Source organism: Anaerobacillus sp. 63XJN7_4_ISO-PGPR-S23-413, assembly GCF_056173725.1.
The window spans coordinates 3,224,371-3,242,538 of sequence record NZ_CM149688.1 but is presented as its reverse complement, the minus strand read 5'-3'; the positions used below and the strand labels follow the sequence as shown (position 1 = coordinate 3,242,538).

Genomic DNA, 18,168 nt, shown 5'->3' with positions numbered 1-18,168 from the left:
ACACTATTTGAGAAACCGCTTACAATAATATTAATCAAAACATCTACGTAAACGATTAAATGAGTCGTTCTTCTTCGATAATGAACCAATTAAGTGAATAATCAAGGAACATTCATTTTTTTTACTAGAAAAAGTAATCGATTACGTAAACGATTAATTATAGGTGAGGAGAGATTATGGAGACGAAACTTAGAGCGTTACCTAGAAGAAATGTCCGTAGTGTCCCAAAGGTCAACAGCTCCTGGAAAAAGGTTTTACATAACTATGAATTGTACTTATTTCTACTTCCTACGTTAATTTACTTCATTGTCTTCCACTATGTCCCTATGTACGGTGTCCTCATTGCGTTTCAAGATTATATGCCCACATTGGGGGTTTCAGGAAGTCCCTGGGTTGGTTTTGAGCACTTTGAACGTTTCTTCAATTCCTTTCAGTTCTGGACTCTGTTAGAGAACACCCTCGAGCTCAGTGTGCTGCAATTATTATTTGGCTTTCCGTTACCGATCATGGTTGCTCTTCTTTTAAATCAGTTAAGAAATCAGCGTTACAAAAAATTCGTTCAAACTGTTATCTATGCTCCTCACTTTATTTCGGTCGTTGTTCTTGTAGGTATGGTGTATGTTTTCTTCTCACCGAACGGTTTAATAAACAATTTCCTCATGATTTTTGGTGCCGAACCTGTTCATTTTATGTCACAGGCAGGTTGGTTTAAACCACTCTACATTTCTTCAGGCTTGTGGCAGGAGACAGGGTGGGCAGCGATCATTTATCTTGCAGCGTTAGCTGGTGTTAGTCCAGAAGTTCATGAAGCAGCAATTATGGATGGAGCAAATAAATGGCAGAGGATCCTTCATGTCGATATTCCAGCGATTTTGCCTACCGCGATGATTTTATTAGTTCTATCGGTAGGAAATCTAATGAACATCGGATTTGAGAAAGCGTATTTAATGCAAACTCCGTTGAATGTCTCAGCAGGAGAGATTATCCCAACTTATGTGTATAAAGTAGGTTTACAGAGTGCTCAGTACAGTTTTGCGGCAGCGGTTGGATTGTTTAACGCAGTGATTAACTTTATCTTATTGTGGGCAGTTAATAGGGCTGCCAAGAAATTATCCGGTTCAGGGCTATGGTAAGGGGGAGTAAGTTATGACTCAATTTGTGATGAATCGTTCGAAATTATGGTCAAGAAAATCGAAAGAGGATAAGATATTTGATCTCATCAACTTCCTCTTTCTTACGACACTCTCACTCGTCGTTTTGTACCCGCTGTATTTTATTATCATCGCTTCGATTAGTAACCCTGATAGCGTCTACAATGGCGATGTATGGTTTTGGCCTCAGGGAATCACCTTTGAAGGATATGAACGAATCTTTCAAGATAATCGGATTTGGACAGGTTATAAAAATACGGTGCTGTACACCGTCGTTGGAACATTAGTGAATGTTACGTTAACCCTCATGGCAGCTTATGCGCTCTCGAGAAAAGATTTAGTAGGTAGAAATTTCTTCATGATTCTGTTTGTTTTCACCATGTTTTTCTCAGGGGGATTAATCCCAACTTATTTAGTCGTTAAAAACCTTGGTATGGTAGATACGATGTGGGCCCTCATTATTCCAAAGGCGGTTGCGGTTTGGAACCTGATTGTGGCAAGAACGTTCTTTCAGTCGACGATTCCAGACGAATTGTTAGAATCAGCCAAAATGGATGGGTGCTCAAATACGAAATTCTTCTTAAAGATCGTGTTACCACTGTCGAAACCGATTATCGCTGTAATGGTATTGTTTTATGCCGTTACACATTGGAACTCGTTCTTTGATGCTTTAATTTATCTAAATAATGAAGACAAATATCCGTTACAGCTAATCTTAAGATCAATCCTTATTCAAAATGAAGCTTCTGCCAGTATGGTTGGCGATGTTGAATCGTTTGCTGCTCAGCAAAGAATTGCTGATTTAATCAAATATGGTGTCATTATTGTTGCTGCTATACCGCTGTTAATTCTATATCCTTTCATACAGAAGTATTTCGTAAAGGGAGCTTTAATTGGAAGTATTAAAGGTTAACCATTTGCTTTACTTCATTATTAGGAGGTGGATCGCCGATCAAATGGCTTTACTGAAATTGCTTGTGATTGCCGTAAATTAAAACCATTCGGGGGGAATTTAGTGATGGGTAAACGAAAAAGTTGGTCTTTTCCTTTCATATGTTTGTTACTCTGTTTCATTCTTGTATTAAGTGCTTGCTCTTCTAAAGATAGTAGTTCTGATGGGAAAGCCGAATCGGCTGATTTCAATAAAGAAGGGCTTCCAATTGTAGATGATCAAGTCACCCTGGAATTTGTATCACCAAAAGCACCGCTCGCACCGAAATACGACAAGATGGAAATTTTCAATACGTTAGAAGATATGACGAATGTAAAAATTGAATGGAGTAATATTCCGGATGATGGTTATGAAGAAAAGAAAAACTTGATGCTCGCAAGTGGTGACTTGCCTGACGCTTTTTATTCAGCGAAATTTACGGATTTGGACATTGTGAAGTATGGACAGAATGGCACGCTCATTCCACTAGAGGATTTAATTGAAGAGCATGCGCCTAATATTCAAAAGTTGTTTGAGAAGAGGCCAGAACTTAAGAGCATGGTAACTGCTCCTGATGGACATATTTATACGCTGCCTCGTGCTGAGGAAGCTGGACTTGGAGCTGTACCAAACTTTATGACGATTAATAAATCCTGGTTAGACGAGTTAGGATTGGAAATGCCAACGACTCTTGACGAGTATCACGATGTTCTAGTTGCTTTCAAAGAGAAAGATCCAAATGGAAATGGTAAGCAGGATGAAGTTCCTTTAAGTTTTATGTTCAACTTCTGGACTGGAAACTTCGGCGATATGTTTGCAGCATTTAATATGCCAGATAACGTTGATCATCGCATTGTAAGAGATGGAGAAGTGATCTATACAGCTGTTCAACCGGAATATAAAGAAGCCATAGACTATTATCATCAGTGGATGGAAGAAGGCTTGATTGATAAAGAATCATTTACTCAAGATGTCTCTCAGTACTTTGCTAAAGGGAAAAACGAAAAATATGGTTCTTATATTTGGTGGGAATCGGAAGAAGTAGTCGGTCCAGAATTGAAAGATGATTATGTCCTCTTACCACCGTTTGAAGGTCCGAATGGAGATCAAGTTGTTGGGCGATCCAACTACTCAGACTACTCTCGTGGAGAGTTTGCGATCACTTCCGCAAATGCAAATCCAGAAATCACGATGCGTTGGGTAGATCAGTTATATGAAACACAAATGTCAGCTCAAATTAACTGGGGGCCAATTGGTACCATTTTTGAAGAAAAGGATGGAAAACTCGTATTGAAAGAACAACCCGATGATGTGGTGATGGGTGAATTAAGACAAAAGGTAGCACCAAATGGACCAGTAGCCATTTTGAAAGAAGACTTTGAGGAATCTGTTGAAATGGAACCGCGTGCAAAACAGCGTTTGGAAGATTTGAATTCGATCTATGCGCCTTTTCTTGAAGAAGAGAATTACCCGCAAATCTTCTTTAGTCCTGATGAACTAGATGAAATTAATCGTCTAGAAGTAGATATTAAAGAATTTACGAATCAGAAGAAAGCTCAGTGGCTAATGGAAGGCGGCGTAAACGAGGAGTGGGATAGCTACAATAAGCAGCTTGAAGACATGGGACTAAGTCGCTTAATGGAAATCTACCAAGATGGATTGGATCGCTTTAAAAAGAATCAGTAGAAAATAGAATAGGCATGATGAAGAAAGTTAGAACATGATTGAGATGTTCTAACTTTCTTTACAAACTGGGAGTGTTAAATATGTTGAATGTTGAATTGGAAAAATCACTGATAGCTTATTGGGGATTCTCTGAAGGAGAAGGGAAGCACGTCCATGACGGCTCTCGTACAAATCCTATTCACTATGTGTTTAATGATCGTTCCGATTCACCTGTTCATGAACCTCAGTGGCGAAAAGGAATCAACAACCACGCACTTTTATTTGATGGCTATTCAACATGGGTTGAAAGTAAAGAAGGGGTCCCTACAATTGAACAAGCGTTTACCATTGAGGCATGGCTAGCCCCACGTTCATTCGGCGGGATTGAGGATGAGCGGTTAACCGGTATTGTTAATCAACATAACAGAAAGATGAATCGAGGGTTTATCCTTGGTGTTCATCGCCATGGGAAATGGTCATTACAACTTGGTGTAGAAGATGAGTGGATCGAAGTTTGGGCAGATAATTGTCCATTACCGAAGTTGAAGTGGTCTCATCTTGCAGCAAGCTTTAACGGTAAAGAAGGGCGTATTCAATTGTATCTTAATGGTGAAAAAGTCGCTGAGAAAACAATCGCTCAAAACGTTTCTATGACGGTGAGTCATGTTGCGCTCTTGATAGGTAAAAGCAATGATGCGCTTACGATTGAAAGCGTGTTTTCATTGAATATGTTCAGTGGTTTAATCGATGATATTAAGATCTATAATCGAGCATTAAATGACTCGGAAATAAAAGCGAGCTTCACTAACTATCTATTACCTTATAAAGGAGAGATTCCACACCTACCTTATGAAGAAATTGCGATTGATCGAAGCATTTATGATCATGACCCATTCCGACCTAAGTTTCATTTAACACCACCGGGTCACTGGATGAATGAACCACATGCGCCACTTTATTTCAAAGGGAAATACCATTTGTTTTATCAGCATAATCCACAGGGCCCTTATTGGGGTAACATCCAGTGGGGACATTGGGTGAGTGATGATCTCGTGTATTGGCGCGATTTACCTATTGCCATTGAAACGGAAGCGGATGATTTAGCTCCGGACGGGATTTGGTCAGGAAACGCCGCTTATGATGAAGATGGATTACCCGTTTTGTACTTTACAGCAGGTCATTCATCAAAGAAGCCAAATCAGATGACAGGTCTTGCAAGAAGTACGTTTAGGGAAGATCAAGATATCGATTTAAAGAAATGGAGAAAGCATCCCGTTCCCGTAACGGTTCAGCCTAAAGGATTAGGCTTGCATCATGATGGGTTTCGAGATCCTTTTGTATGGAAAGAAGAAGACCTTTGGTACCAAATTGTTGGGACTGGTATAGAGGGGGTGTGTGGAGCAGCCATTATATTTACTTCTGATAACTTAGTAGATTGGGAATGTAAAGGCCTTCTATATGATGATAAGGATCAAGAGTTTCCTTTCCTAGGTGAAGTGTGGGAACTGCCGATTTTACTTCCCATTGGGAAAGGAAAGCATCTTTTTATCATTAGTCCTGTTGGAAAAGACGCGGATGTAGAAGTGTTCTATTGGATTGGGAGATGGGATAAACAACATTGTCGATTTGTACCAGATCAGAAGGAACCACAGCTCATTGATGTAGGGGATTTTCACTTTACAGGACCAAGTGCCATGATTGATCCCAAAACCGGTCGGTTGCTTTTGTTTACAATCGCCCAGGGAAGGCGTTCGCTTAAAGATGAATATGAAGCTGGATGGGCACATAATGGCGGTCTTCCTGTTCAACTTTGGTTACGAGACGATGGAAGATTAGGTGTGAAGCCGATCGAAGAATTAAAAAAGCTCCGTAAGGAAAAACTCGTTTCGTTAGAAAATCTATCCGTTGAAGAAACCAATCGCATCTTAGCTCATGTGAAAGGGAATATGCTTGAGATCTGTGTTGAATTTCAAGGTGACGTTGCAAGTGAATATGGTGTAAAGGTTTTAAAGTCTGATTGTGGGAATGTCGAAACACTGCTTTCTTATAACAGTCGAGAAGAGACGTTGAATGTTATAAAGAAAACAAATGATTCAAGCCCTGCTCAAGCTCAAGGTGGAAAGCTTCTACTAAATGGAGAGCAGTTAAAGCTCCATATTTACGTCGACTGTTCGATCGTCGAGTGTTATGCCAATAAGTTAAAAAGTATAACGACGAGAGTATACCCTGATATCGAAGCATTAGGATTAGAAATATGGGCGAATGATTCGGTAACAGTGAAGTCGATGGAAGTTTGGGAGATGGGTCCAGCATTTTAACACAATCTACCTTGGCGTCACATGGATAAAAGCTGATAACCAAAGTTGCCGGAATGGATATGTCACTTATTTTGAAGGGAGCTTTATAAACTCATGCTCAATCCCAGTAGGTTCAAATTGGTCTCTCTGACTGTCTTATTCGTCATAAGTAGCTTGTTGCCAATGAGTATGTCGAACCCTGTTCATGCCCAAACGACTATTGCAAACCCAAGCTTCGAAACAGGGGATTTATCTGGTTGGAAGATTGTAAGCGGTAATGCGTTCAATGAGAAAGATGTGACAGATGAAACTAGCTTTTGGGATAAGCAAACGTTTGATCAAAAGAACTTCTGGCATATATGGGGAGGGCGAGGAGACGACACTAAAGTTGGAGTCATGCAGTCTGAAACCTTTACTCTTGGAGGAGATGGTCAGATTGATTTTCTTACTGGGGGAGATTCTGATCCGGATCACTTATCGATCTCTCTCGTTAGAGAATCAGATGGAGTAGAGTTAATGAAGGAAACAGGAACTGGAACAGATACATACTCCAAAAAGAGTTGGGATGCCTCCGCTCATGTAGGTACAGTCGTCAGAATGAAAGTTGTTGATTCAACGACAAACGGGCATATCAATATTGATGATGTGAATGTCCCAGCGACACCTTCCTTACATGACCATGTGGAACCTTCCATCTATAATCATGATTTTGAATATACAGCGCTAACTCCTTATGAAATAAGAGGTTGGGAAATTGTGAGCGGAGATGCGTTTGGCCCAGAGAGCCTTGTTCATGAAGAAGAGTGGAGTGAAGGCGATGAATTTTCACATGAGGGGCGCTACCATTTATGGAGTTTTAACGATGGTGGAGACGATCAAGTAGGCGAATTGCACTCAGAGCCATTTACGATCGATCAAAATGGCGGAATCGATTTTCTTATTGGAGGAGGGGATGACGAAGAGAATCTCTATGTTGCTCTCGTAAGAACGTCAGATGGAAAAGAGTTGCGAAAAGAAACCGGACGAGATACGGAAAAGTACCAGCGTGTTTACTGGGATGTTTCAGAATACATTGGTGAAGAAGTGGTTATTAAAATCGTCGATCATGCTAAAGGGGCGTTTGGACATATCAATGTTGATGACTTTCGAACGAACAGTTCTCCTTTTGCTGACGGATTAATGGCTCACTGGAGTTTAGATGAAGGTACTGGTCAGGATACTGTAGAGCAAGTAACAGGTGAAACCAATTTAATTGATTACCATCTTAGTAAGGGAGTCTTTCAGGAAGCACAGGATCCACTGTGGAAGGACGGCATTTCAAACGGTTCCTTATTATTTGATGGGTACTCTACCTGGATTAAACAGAGCCCTACGAAACTACCTGCGCCTAAAGAAGCTATAACAGTTGAAGCGTGGGTCGCGCCAAGAAATTTTGAACATGGAGACGAAGGCCGCTTATCTGCAATCGTGAATCAGCATAACTGGGAGAAGAAAGAAGGATTCATACTCGGAAATTTTCGCCACGGTACGTGGGGGTTACAGTTTGGTACTGGAGACGAGTGGCATGAAGTGATGTCAGATACACTACTCCCTTTAAATGAGTGGTCATACGTCGTCGCAACGTACGATAGCACAACTGGAGAAGCAGTTCTCTACCAGAATGGTGAAAAGGTAACATCACGAAAATTTGATGCAGGAGCTGCGATTAAACCGAGTGTAAGAGATTTGTTAATTGGAAAGAACAATGATGGCATGTGGTTGTATGGCTTTGATTTAAATATGTTTAGTGGGCTTATGGATGAAGTGAAAATCTACAATCAGGCCTTGGGTGCTGGGAATGTGAAAGATTCCTACGAATCTTATGTAAGCGCTTTAAATGGTAATCTGCCAACCGCTGATGTAAAAACCGATCGCAGTCTTTTAGCGGACGACCAACATCGGCCACAGTTTCATATGTCTCCTCCGAACCATTGGGGAAATGAACCAGGTGGTCCTATTTACTTTAATGGTCAATATCATGTGTTCTATCAGAGTAATCCTAGAGGTCCATACTGGAATCATATTCGCTGGGGGCATCTTGTAAGTGATGATATGGTTCATTGGAGAGATGTTGACGATGCCGTTATCCCTGGGCGATATGATGTGGATCCCGAGGGGGCGTGGGCGGGTGGTGCTGTTGTCGATGATAACGGTGTGCCTGTTATCTTTTACACAGCGGGTGATGATCGTGATCAGCCTAATCAGCGCATTAATTTAGCAAGAAGTACGTTTTTGCAAGATGGGGATAACGATCTTAACCGTTGGGAAAAGAATTCAGAAGTGATTCTAGATCAAGAAGAAGGACAGGGGATCATGGGTGAATTTCGAGATCCTTACGTTTTTAAAGATGGTGATACCTGGTACATGCTAGTGACTTCTGGTAAAGAAGGATCTGATGGCAAAGCCGTTGGAGGTACCGCTCTAGTGTATTCTACAAAGGATGCCAGTTTTGAAGATTGGACCTTCGAAGGAGACTTATTCGTTGGAGATTATGGAACCTATCCAGAAACAGGACGCGTTTGGGAGCTGCCGATTTTGCTGCCATTAGGAGATAGCGGAAAACATATTTTCTTGATCAACCCTGCCAAAATGCAAAGGGAGGAGTATCAGTCGAGGTATACGTACTATTGGATTGGAACGTGGAATCCGGATACCGCTAAGTTCACGCCAGATAATGAAACCCCTCAATTACTCGATGTTGGAGACCATTTTACTGGACCAGCTGGAATGGTAACGCCTGATGGAAGAACCGTTATTCATAGTATTACGCAGGGCAGGCGTCCAGCAAACGACGATTATGATGCTGGCTATGCCCACAATTATGGTTTGCCAACAGAGGTTTTTTATCGAGATGACGGAAAGTTAGGGATGAAGCCGATCCAAGAGTTGAACGAATTACGTGGCGAACAGCTTCTTAATATTACTTCTGACACGTCTATGGAAGAAGCGAATCAACTTCTTTCCAACATAGAAGGAGATATGCTTGAGATCCAGTTAGAACTAGACAATGGATCTGCTAATGAAGCGGGAATTAGCTTAAGACGTTCACCGAATGGGGAAGAAGAAACCATTGTGTATTACAAAGAAAGTAGCAAGGAGTTTTGGGTGAACCGAACCAAATCAAGTCTCGATCCCGATGTCGAAAAATGGTACCAGGGTGGAGAGGTAGATACTGATTCAGAGACGATCAATCTCCATGTATACGTGGATCGTTCTGAGATCAATGCTTATTTAAATGAACAAAAAGGATTAACCACAAGAACCTATCCGACAAGAGACGATGCGAAAGGTGTTCAGCTCTGGGCAAATGAGCAAAGTGAATCCGTCACCGTAAAGTCATTACAGGTTTGGGAGATGAATTCTGCGTACGAAAAGGTGAACGCTACTGGGGTGTCACTCAATCCAGATTCGCTAGAATTAATTGCTGGAGATACAGAACGATTAACACCTGAAGTGAAGCCGGCTCAAGCAACGAATAAAGAGGTGATCTGGACTTCAAGTAATCCAAGCGTTGCGACTGTTGTGAATGGAAAAGTTACGGCTCATTCAGAAGGTGCTGCTACGATTAAAGCTGAAACAAGGGATGGAGGTCATATGGCAACGAGTGCGGTTACTGTCGTTGAAGAGCCCCCTCATGATGAGTTAGTAAATCATGATTTTGAAGCTGGTAACTTAACGGGTTGGACTGTCATGGAAGGCGATGCCTTTAGCGATCTTGATGTTACGTCTGCTGACGATTGGGGGTGGGGAGGTCCATTTAATCAAAACGGAGGTTATCATCTATATAGTGTTCATAATGGTGAGGATGCGGAGATTGGAACGATACGTTCACAGAAATTCACGCTTGGAGGAAATGGACAAATTGATTTCCTCGTATCAGGTGGGAACGATATTTATAACCTTTACGTTGCACTAGTAAGAAGCTCAAATGGGAAAGAGCTAATGAAAGTAAGTGGGGGGAACCAGGAAGGCTATACCCGAGTTAAGTGGGATGCTTCTCATTACATTGGAGAGGATGTTTATCTAAAGGTTGTTGATCGTTCCAAAGGTTCATGGGGGCACATTAGTATTGATGATGTGAATGCTCCCGTAGAGCCTCCGAATAAAGTAACGATAGCGAACCCCGGTTTTGAAACGGGAGACTTGAGCGGGTGGACGGTTACCGGGGAGGCCTTTAGTGACCAGGATGTAACACAGGAGGAAGAGTGGGAGTGGGACTGTTGTTTCAATCACCAAGACGCCTATCACCTTTGGAACTTCAAAGATGGGGGAGACGCCGACAGAGGTGAAATACAATCTGAGCCCTTTACTCTCTATGGAAGTGGGTGGATTGACTTCTTGATTGGCGGAGGGAAGGATAATGATCACCTATATGTTTCTCTCGTACGGGAAGCTGATGGAAAGGAGCTTTTGAAATCGACCGGTACAGAGAATGAAAAGTATAAGAGGGTCTACTGGGACGCTTCTTCCTATATAGGGGAAGACGTATTCATCAAAGTGGTGGATAAGGCTACCGGCGGATGGGGTCATATCAATGTTGATGATTTTCATGTATTCAATTCAGAAGAAGATATTCTAACGAGTGAGCGGTATGAAAAATACCGTTCACAGTTTCACTATACTCCCGAAAAAAATTGGATGAATGACCCTAATGGGCTTGTTTATCATAACGGAGAATACCATGTGTTTTATCAGTATAATCCAACTGGCGTCACATGGGGACCAATGAATTGGGGGCATGCGGTTAGTACAGATTTAGTAAATTGGGAACGACTGCCGACTGCGCTAGAAGAAGATGAGAACGGATTTATATGGTCAGGTAGCGTTGTCGTGGATGAAAACAATACGGCCGGGTTTGGGAAGGATGCCATGGTGGCGATGTTTACGCATGAAAAAGGAGGGAATCAAAGTCAAAGTCTTGCTTACAGCAATGATAATGGCCGTTCATGGCAGAAGTATGCTGGAAATCCAGTCCTCACAAACATCGACCAATTTTCAGTGTTCAGAGATCCGAAAGTATTCTGGCATGAAGCATCCAATCAATGGGTGATGCTGCTTGCAGTGGAAGATCAATTTCAAAAGCAATTTGTTCGAATCTATCATTCGGAAGACATGAAGGATTGGACATTTGCGAGCGACTTTGGTGAAAATCAAGGATCACATGAAGGGGTTTGGGAAGTTCCGGATCTTTTCCAATTACCTGTGGATGGTGATTCTAACAACACCAAATGGGTGATGCAGGTAAGTCTTAGTAAAGGTGCTCCTGCTGGTGGGTCAGGTGTACAATATTTTATTGGTGATTTTGATGGAACGACCTTTCGTAATGACAATCTAGCAAGTACCGTACTATATTCTGATCATGGCGCTGACTATTATGCACCGCTAACCTTTAATCATATTCCAGATGGTCGTCGAATTGCGATGGGATGGATGAATAATTGGGAGTACGGTCAAGCGATCCCAACTTCTATTTGGCGAAGTAAAATGACGATACCAAAGGAACTAAATTTGAACAGCATTTCGAATTTAGGTGTTCGCCTCGTTCAAAATCCTGTCAGTGAGCTTCAGAGTTTAAGAGGGGAAGGAAGTTATTGGACGAATGAAGTAGTGGTACCGGGTGAGAATCTATTATCTGATATGAAAGGAGATACGTTAGAAATTGTTGCTGAATTTCAAACAGATCATTCAACGGCGAAAGAATTTGGTTTTAACGTTCGGGTAGGTCATGACGAATTTACAAAAGTTAGTTACGACATAGCAAATGCTACGTTATCTTTAGATCGTTCTAAGTCTGGTGATACGAGTTTTAGTAGTTCTTTTGGTGCTAAGCACGAAGTAGTCATGGTGCCTTCTAATAAGTCAGTTACAATTCACTTACTTGTTGATCGTTCTTCTATCGAAGTGTTTGGGAATGATGGTGAGGTTGTGTTATCTGATCAAATCTTTCCTGAACTAACGAGTGATCAGCTAGAACTATATGCGATCGATGGTGAAGTAACTTTAAACTCTTTAGCTATCTATCAGTTAAATAGAGCCAGTATGATTAATGCGAATTAAGCACGTTCTTAAAGAAATATATTCTCTTTATTTAACGTAGAAAGTTAATTGACAGCGCTTACTTCAAAAACTATAATTAAAGTTATAATATACGTAATCGTTTACTTGGGCTCTTCGTAAGAGCTCCTTTTATAAAAAGTAACGTAATCGATTACGCGTCACGTGGTTCGCAGTTTAAAAGGGCGAGTAATCTGATAAGTAGGTGAAAAGGATATGGGCACCGTTAAAGATGGAAATAATATGCGTTCAAAAATGAAAGATGTTGCTCAAAAAGCAGGTGTCTCTACTGCCACCGTTTCTCACGTGATTAACGGAACGAGGTATGTTTCTGAAAATACGAAGAAAAAGGTCTATCAGGCTATGCGGGATCTTAACTACAGTCCGAACTTCGTAGCGAGAAGTCTTCGAAGCAGCAGTTCAAAAACGATCGGTTTGATCATTCCTGCTAAAGAAATGGATACCTCGGGCTTTTTCTTTATGTCGATTGCTCACAGCATTGAGAAAAAGCTGAAGGAAATTGGCTATCAGTTAATTTTAAGTAATTCAAATGAAGAAATTGAAAATGAGATTCAACAAATCAATATGTTTAAAAACCAAATGATTGATGGATTAATCATGGCTCCAACTTACGGGGATCATAGCTATTTAAAAGAATTTGAAGATCAATTACCCATTGTATTTATTGACCGAAAGCCAGAAGGAATTGATTGTGACTGTGTGCTGGTCGATAACTTTAAAGGCACTTATGAGGCAATGAATCATTTAATTCATAAGGGACATCAAAGAATCGGATATATTTCCGGTCCACTTGGCCTAACGACGAGTGATGAACGACTTAGAGGATATAAACATGCGTTAGTAGAAAACAATCTTCAGGTCGATGAATCAATGATTGTGATTGACGAAGCTTCATTGGAAGCTGGCAAAAATGCGATGGCATTTTTACTTGAGCAATCCAAATGCACGGCGGTTATGATTGGGAACAACATTCTCACATTAGGTTCCGTTGTTACGTTAAATAAAAGCAAGATTCAAGTGCCTGAACAGATGGCGGTTATTGGTTATGATAATTATGAATGGACAGAAGCAACGAATCCACCGTTAACCATTATAAAACAGCCTATTCATGAAATAGGGGAAAGGGCAGCAGAATTGTTGCTCGCTCGTTTAGATAATCCACAGAAAGAATCTTCCTGTGTGAGCTTGCCATCAAGCTTAGAAATACGAAATTCATGTTAAAAGTAGTAAGGGAGTATGAAAACGACGGGAGGAGAGTGAGTTGGGAAATCATAAATATAGAGTATTTTCTTTTTTAGAAAAAGCAGTAGATTTCCTCTTTCTCAGTTTCATCTGGGCGATCATGTGTGTTCCGATTATCACGATTTTTCCTTCAACAGCAGCTTTGTTCGGCGTGGTACGAACATGGCAACTTAAAAAAGGAGATGCAGGTGTTTTCATTACGTTCTTTAAGTTGTTTAAGGAGAATTTCAAACAAAGCTTTGGTTTATCCCTTATTTGGAGCTTAGTTGGACTCTCTTTATATCTTAATTTTCAAATTGTATCTCTATCTGGATCAGTAATGGAAGTCGTGATTTTTATCGTAAGTGTCTTTCTAAGCGTCATATATCTACTTATGACCATCTACTTATTTCCTATGATGGTTCATGTAAAAGCAAAGTGGTACGAACTGGTGCGAAATTCGTTTTTTCTTGTTGTAGCAAGTCCATATTCAACGATCATAATTGGTGTTGTTACCCTTGGGACAGTCTATTTCTTGTTAGATAATCCAGCAGGCCTATTTTTTATCACAAGTATGTTAGCTTACTTTATTAGTTATTGGTTTCTTAAAGCAATTAGTAAACTACAAATCAATTAATGGTTTAGTTAAAAACTTTGTTGACGGAAAGGGTGCTGAATATTGGATGTTGAACAAGTCGTTCCTCGAAGCAACTATTCAGAGAAGCATAGACCTCAGTTTCATTTCACTCCAGAATCAAATTGGATGAACGACCCAAATGGGATGGTTTATTTTAATGGAGAATATCATTTATTCTATCAATACCATCCTTATAGTAGCGTATGGGGACCGATGCATTGGGGACACGCGGTGAGTAAAGATTTAATTCACTGGGAGCATCTCCCTATTGCGTTAAAACCAGATCAAAACGGGGCTATTTTCTCGGGCAGTGCCGTTGTCGACTGGGATGATACAACAGGTTTCTTTAACGGGCAAAGTGGACTCGTAGCCATCTTCACTCATGCGGATACATACCCTGGATCCGATAAACCACGGCAGCGGCAGAGTCTAGCTTACAGCAGCGATAATGGGAGGAGCTGGACGTTGTATAAAGGGAATCCGGTCTTATCAGAACCTCGAATTCTAGATTTTCGAGATCCTAAAGTTTTTTGGCACAAAGAAACGAATCGTTGGGTGATGGTTATCGCTTCAGGGCAATCCATTAGTATCTATACGTCATTAAATTTAATCGACTGGGAGTTTGCCAGCACGTTTGGAGAGAAAGAAGGATCGCATCAGGGGGTATGGGAATGCCCTGACTTATTTAAACTACCAGTCGACAACGATCCATCCAAACAAAAGTGGGTATTACTCGTTAGCCTTGGCGACCATCCAGATGTCGATAGCGGTTCAAAAACACAATATTTCATTGGTGAATTTGATGGTAAAACGTTTCGAAATGATCACCATCCAGATCATGTGTGCTGGCTTGATCACGGGAGAGATAACTACGCAGGGGTAACGTGGTCAGATTTACCAGATCATGATGGGAGAAGGATTTTAATTGGATGGATGAGTAACTGGCGTTACGCGAATGAAACGCCTACAGAAGGTTGGCGAAGCGCGATGACAATCCCTAGAGAGCTAGTCTTGAAATCCACATTAGCTGGTGTCCAACTTACCCAACTACCAGTTACAGAACTTAAGAATATTAAAGAGCCTCTTTTACTGCTGAAAGAACAAAAGATAACATCAGGTGAAAATGTGCTAAGCGGTATTCATGAAAACACACTTGAAATAACCATGGATCTTAATCCTGGTTCATCAGAAGTAGTAGGCTTAAAGGTCTTAAAGTCTGATAATGAAGAGACAGTCATCGAATATAATGCAAAAAAAGAAATGCTAATTTTTGATCGCACTCGATCTGGAGATTCTTCTTTTCATGCCTCTTTTGCCTGTAAGCAGACAGTAAAGATGGACTCTCCTCATGAGCGTTTGCAATTGACCGTATTAATTGATCGATCCTCCATTGAGATTTTTGGGAATAGTGGGGAAACGGTCGTTACAAATTTGGTGTTTCCTAAAGAGGAAAGTAATGGTCTGGAGTTATACAGTAGCGATGGGATTTTTATTCATTCGATGGAGATAAATCGATTGAAATCAGTGTGGACTAATCCATAATTTGTTTTGGGAAATGGTAGGAAAACATGTACCTACTTATAAGGTTAAAAGGTCGAGTTTCCAATTGGAAACTCGACCTTTTAACTATGTTTTACTATTGAACGACTTAATAGAATTAAAGTGACGTAGTTTCGCTTTTTTTAAGCAAGTGAGCAACGTCTTCTGCTTTCAAATTTATAAACATGTTAATAACGAACAGGATGACACTTAATACAAGAAGGTTAGGAAAGATCATGAGGAGAACGTTTAGTGAAGTATTGCCTGCAAGGAAAAAAGATAGTCCAAGCATAAATAAAGGGAATGACACGTTATAAAGCCAGAAATGCAGTTTTGCTAAGAGCGTTTCACTGGCTTTGGGGAATAGAATATAGATAAAACCGAATAAGCCCATGGAAGCCCAACCTAATAGATTAATATGAGCGTGTGCGCCTGCCAAACTGTGATCCTCCATAATCTCCATCAATAACCCCATACTAACTCCAATTAGGAAATAAAGTGCTGCCAATTTTAAAAAACATATCCCCATTCTCATTACATCCCTCCTATACATGTTTGATTGCCTGTTTAAATATATATCGCTAGAAGGAGGATTATGCCGAATATAAGTGTTTGTTCCAATAGTGAAGACCTTATCCGTCAATTATTTGTGAATATCATTGGCCATCTAAACTTTTTCACTTCTCATTTTGTTACAATAAAACCAACCAATGCTAGCTTTCTTACAAGAAGATAAACTCTGAAAAAAGGTAAGGTGTCAAAATGAACATGAAACAGAAATGTGCCAAAGCAGCTCTAGAATACATAACAGATGAAACTATCATCGGTCTTGGTGGCGGAAGTACAATTGGATATTTAATTGACTTTATTAAGGAAGAAAAGTTAAATGTGAAAGTCGTAACTCCATCTCTAAAAACAAAGCATCTATGCGTAAATCAGGGCCTGGAAGTGCTACCAACAAGTACCGTTGAGGAAGTAGATGTTGCATTTGATGGTTGTGATGAGGTTGATGAAAAGTTACATGCACTAAAGAGCGGCGGTGGTATTCACACGCAAGAAAAGCTCATTGCTCAAATGGCGAAGGACTATATCTTGCTTGTTGATGATTCTAAAGTTGTTCCGGAATTAAGTTATCAGCATCCAGTCGTACTGGAGATTTTGCAAGATTCACTTGCATTTGTACTAAAGAAAGTAGGAGAGATGGATGGAAAGGCAGAAGTGCGTTCAAGTTCTGCGAAGGATGGATATACAGTTACCGATTATGGAAACTTTTTAATTGATGTTTGGTTTGAGAAAGGGCAGGAGAGTGTTCAACTTGAAAAACGCCTGAAAGAAATACCTGGTGTAATTGACGTCTCCCTTTTTGCGAGTGTTGTTACAAAAGCATTAGTGGCAAGTGGAGAAGGTATTTACGAGATTTCAAAATAAGATGATCTATTGCTGGTGCCTGTCATGACAGGCACTTATTATTTTTGATTCTCAGTCCCCCACAAGTGCATCTGCTCTAAAATCGGCATCAACGTTTTGCCTTTTTCCGTAATCGAATATTCCACTTTTGGTGGGACGGTATTTTGTTGTTTTCGATCGATGAAACCTTCTTCTTCTAGTTCTTTTAACTGATGACTCATCACTTTATGTGTGACGCCTGGTAGTAACTGGCGTAATTCATTGTAGCGAAAACTCCCATCCACACAAAGGTGCCACAAAATCACCGTTTTCCATTTACCGCCGATTTTCTTTAATGTATATTCAATCGAGCATTTTAGTTTTCCGTTTTGATCCACTGGAGAATTCATGTTGGATCGACTCCTTTCTTACCTTTTGGTTAGTATCGCACAAAAAAGTGCGTTCTTACATGATCTTTTAATTCTCAGTATAATAAACGTGTGTTGACAGAACATAATCACTAAGGAGGAGTTCAAAACTATGTTACCATATCCAAGAAGTTTTTCTCATATCGGACTATCTGTTCCAAATCTTGAAGAAGCTATTAAATTTTATAAGGAAGTATTCGGATGGTATATTTTGATGGAGCCATCTGATGTGCACAATGATGATTCTCCGATCGGACAAATGTGCCGTGACGTCTTTGGAGATGATTGGGATACATTCCGAATTGCTCACTTATCAACCGGAGATAAAATTGGCGTCGAAATGTTTGAGTTCCCGGAAAACGAAACGCCAGAAAATAACTTCGAATACTGGAAAACAGGTATTTTCCACTTCTGTATCCAGGACCCTGATATTGAAGGAATCGTTGAGAAAATTAAGCAGCACGGCGGGAAACAGCGTATGCCGATCCGCGAATACTATCCAAATGAAAAGCCATTTAGAATGGTGTATGTGGAAGATCCGTTCGGCAATATTTTCGAGATCTATTCTCATAGCTATGAACTGACTTATTCAGAGGGTGCTTATTAATGATTAGGCCAAAAAGAAGTGAGCTGGGAGGGAGGCTCCAGGTTCACTTCTTTTTGGATTATTTATGTAGATAGAGATGAGGTAAATACTATTTACCTTCAACTTAGAAATAAATTTCCTTTCACATACTTCAAATATAAAGGAGATTTTCCGCTTAACTGTTTTCGGGTAAGGCTTGTTTTCAACTATTTA

General features: G+C 40.4%; 12 protein-coding genes. 10 read left to right on the top strand and 2 right to left on the bottom strand.

Annotated elements, in window-relative coordinates; translation table 11 throughout:
• Window positions 1–176: 176 nt before the first annotated feature.
• The 8 genes from AC0VYO_RS17000 (at window position 177) to AC0VYO_RS16965 (ending at window position 15,558) form a co-directional block, all read left to right on the top strand.
• Window positions 177–1,133 (top strand): ABC transporter permease, encoded by a 957-nt coding sequence (locus AC0VYO_RS17000; RefSeq protein WP_394176328.1) that lies wholly within the window; start codon window positions 177–179, stop codon window positions 1,131–1,133.
• Between the two features lie 13 nt (window positions 1,134–1,146).
• A complete protein-coding gene (locus tag AC0VYO_RS16995; protein WP_404681227.1) occupies window positions 1,147–2,064 on the top strand; it encodes a carbohydrate ABC transporter permease in 918 nt (305 codons plus the stop codon).
• Window positions 2,065–2,169: 105 nt separating this feature from the next.
• Window positions 2,170–3,768 carry an ABC transporter substrate-binding protein gene (locus AC0VYO_RS16990; RefSeq protein ID WP_475367851.1) on the top strand — a complete coding sequence of 533 codons (1,599 nt, stop codon included), beginning with the start codon at window positions 2,170–2,172 and terminating at the stop codon, window positions 3,766–3,768.
• A gap of 80 nt (window positions 3,769–3,848) precedes the next feature.
• Window positions 3,849–6,065, top strand: a complete 2,217-nt coding sequence (locus AC0VYO_RS16985; RefSeq protein ID WP_475367850.1) for a LamG-like jellyroll fold domain-containing protein — start codon at window positions 3,849–3,851, stop codon at window positions 6,063–6,065.
• A 162-nt stretch (window positions 6,066–6,227) separates the two neighbouring features.
• Window positions 6,228–12,140 (top strand): GH32 C-terminal domain-containing protein, encoded by a 5,913-nt coding sequence (locus AC0VYO_RS16980; protein WP_475367849.1) that lies wholly within the window; start codon window positions 6,228–6,230, stop codon window positions 12,138–12,140.
• Window positions 12,141–12,353: 213 nt separating this feature from the next.
• Complete coding sequence (locus tag AC0VYO_RS16975; protein WP_475367848.1) at window positions 12,354–13,379, top strand: LacI family DNA-binding transcriptional regulator; 1,026 nt, start codon at window positions 12,354–12,356, stop codon at window positions 13,377–13,379.
• Between the two features lie 40 nt (window positions 13,380–13,419).
• Complete coding sequence (locus tag AC0VYO_RS16970) at window positions 13,420–14,016, top strand: YesL family protein (RefSeq protein WP_475367847.1); 597 nt, start codon at window positions 13,420–13,422, stop codon at window positions 14,014–14,016.
• Window positions 14,017–14,058: 42 nt separating this feature from the next.
• The gene (locus AC0VYO_RS16965) at window positions 14,059–15,558 is read left to right on the top strand and encodes a glycoside hydrolase family 32 protein (protein ID WP_475367846.1); all 1,500 of its coding nucleotides are present in this window, start codon (window positions 14,059–14,061) and stop codon (window positions 15,556–15,558) included.
• A gap of 115 nt (window positions 15,559–15,673) precedes the next feature.
• On the opposite strand, the gene AC0VYO_RS16960 is transcribed toward AC0VYO_RS16965, so the two are convergent.
• Window positions 15,674–16,090: a cytochrome-c oxidase gene (locus AC0VYO_RS16960; protein ID WP_475367845.1), complete on the bottom strand. Its 417-nt coding sequence runs from the start codon at window positions 16,088–16,090 to the stop codon at window positions 15,674–15,676.
• Window positions 16,091–16,317: 227 nt separating this feature from the next.
• On the opposite strand from AC0VYO_RS16960, the gene rpiA reads away from it, so the two are divergent.
• Window positions 16,318–16,983: a ribose 5-phosphate isomerase A gene (gene rpiA, locus AC0VYO_RS16955; protein ID WP_475367844.1), complete on the top strand. Its 666-nt coding sequence runs from the start codon at window positions 16,318–16,320 to the stop codon at window positions 16,981–16,983.
• A gap of 38 nt (window positions 16,984–17,021) precedes the next feature.
• On the opposite strand, the gene AC0VYO_RS16950 is transcribed toward rpiA, so the two are convergent.
• A complete protein-coding gene (locus AC0VYO_RS16950) occupies window positions 17,022–17,351 on the bottom strand; it encodes a winged helix-turn-helix transcriptional regulator (protein ID WP_430241802.1) in 330 nt (109 codons plus the stop codon).
• A 130-nt stretch (window positions 17,352–17,481) separates the two neighbouring features.
• Here AC0VYO_RS16950 and AC0VYO_RS16945 point away from each other — a divergent pair, with 130 nt between their 5' ends.
• On the top strand, window positions 17,482–17,976 hold the full coding sequence (locus AC0VYO_RS16945; protein ID WP_194219131.1) for a lactoylglutathione lyase family protein: 495 nt from the start codon (window positions 17,482–17,484) through the stop codon (window positions 17,974–17,976).
• Window positions 17,977–18,168 lie beyond the last annotated feature (192 nt).

Coding starts and splice junctions, on each gene's coding strand:
- AC0VYO_RS17000 (WP_394176328.1), top strand. CDS start 177: ATGGAGACGAAACTTAGAGCGTTACCTAGAAGAAATGTCCGTAGTGTC.
- AC0VYO_RS16995 (WP_404681227.1), top strand. CDS start 1,147: ATGACTCAATTTGTGATGAATCGTTCGAAATTATGGTCAAGAAAATCG.
- AC0VYO_RS16990 (WP_475367851.1), top strand. CDS start 2,170: ATGGGTAAACGAAAAAGTTGGTCTTTTCCTTTCATATGTTTGTTACTC.
- AC0VYO_RS16985 (WP_475367850.1), top strand. CDS start 3,849: ATGTTGAATGTTGAATTGGAAAAATCACTGATAGCTTATTGGGGATTC.
- AC0VYO_RS16980 (WP_475367849.1), top strand. CDS start 6,228: ATGAGTATGTCGAACCCTGTTCATGCCCAAACGACTATTGCAAACCCA.
- AC0VYO_RS16975 (WP_475367848.1), top strand. CDS start 12,354: ATGGGCACCGTTAAAGATGGAAATAATATGCGTTCAAAAATGAAAGAT.
- AC0VYO_RS16960 (WP_475367845.1), bottom strand. CDS start 16,090: ATGAGAATGGGGATATGTTTTTTAAAATTGGCAGCACTTTATTTCCTA.
- rpiA (WP_475367844.1), top strand. CDS start 16,318: ATGAACATGAAACAGAAATGTGCCAAAGCAGCTCTAGAATACATAACA.
- AC0VYO_RS16950 (WP_430241802.1), bottom strand. CDS start 17,351: ATGAATTCTCCAGTGGATCAAAACGGAAAACTAAAATGCTCGATTGAA.
- AC0VYO_RS16945 (WP_194219131.1), top strand. CDS start 17,482: ATGTTACCATATCCAAGAAGTTTTTCTCATATCGGACTATCTGTTCCA.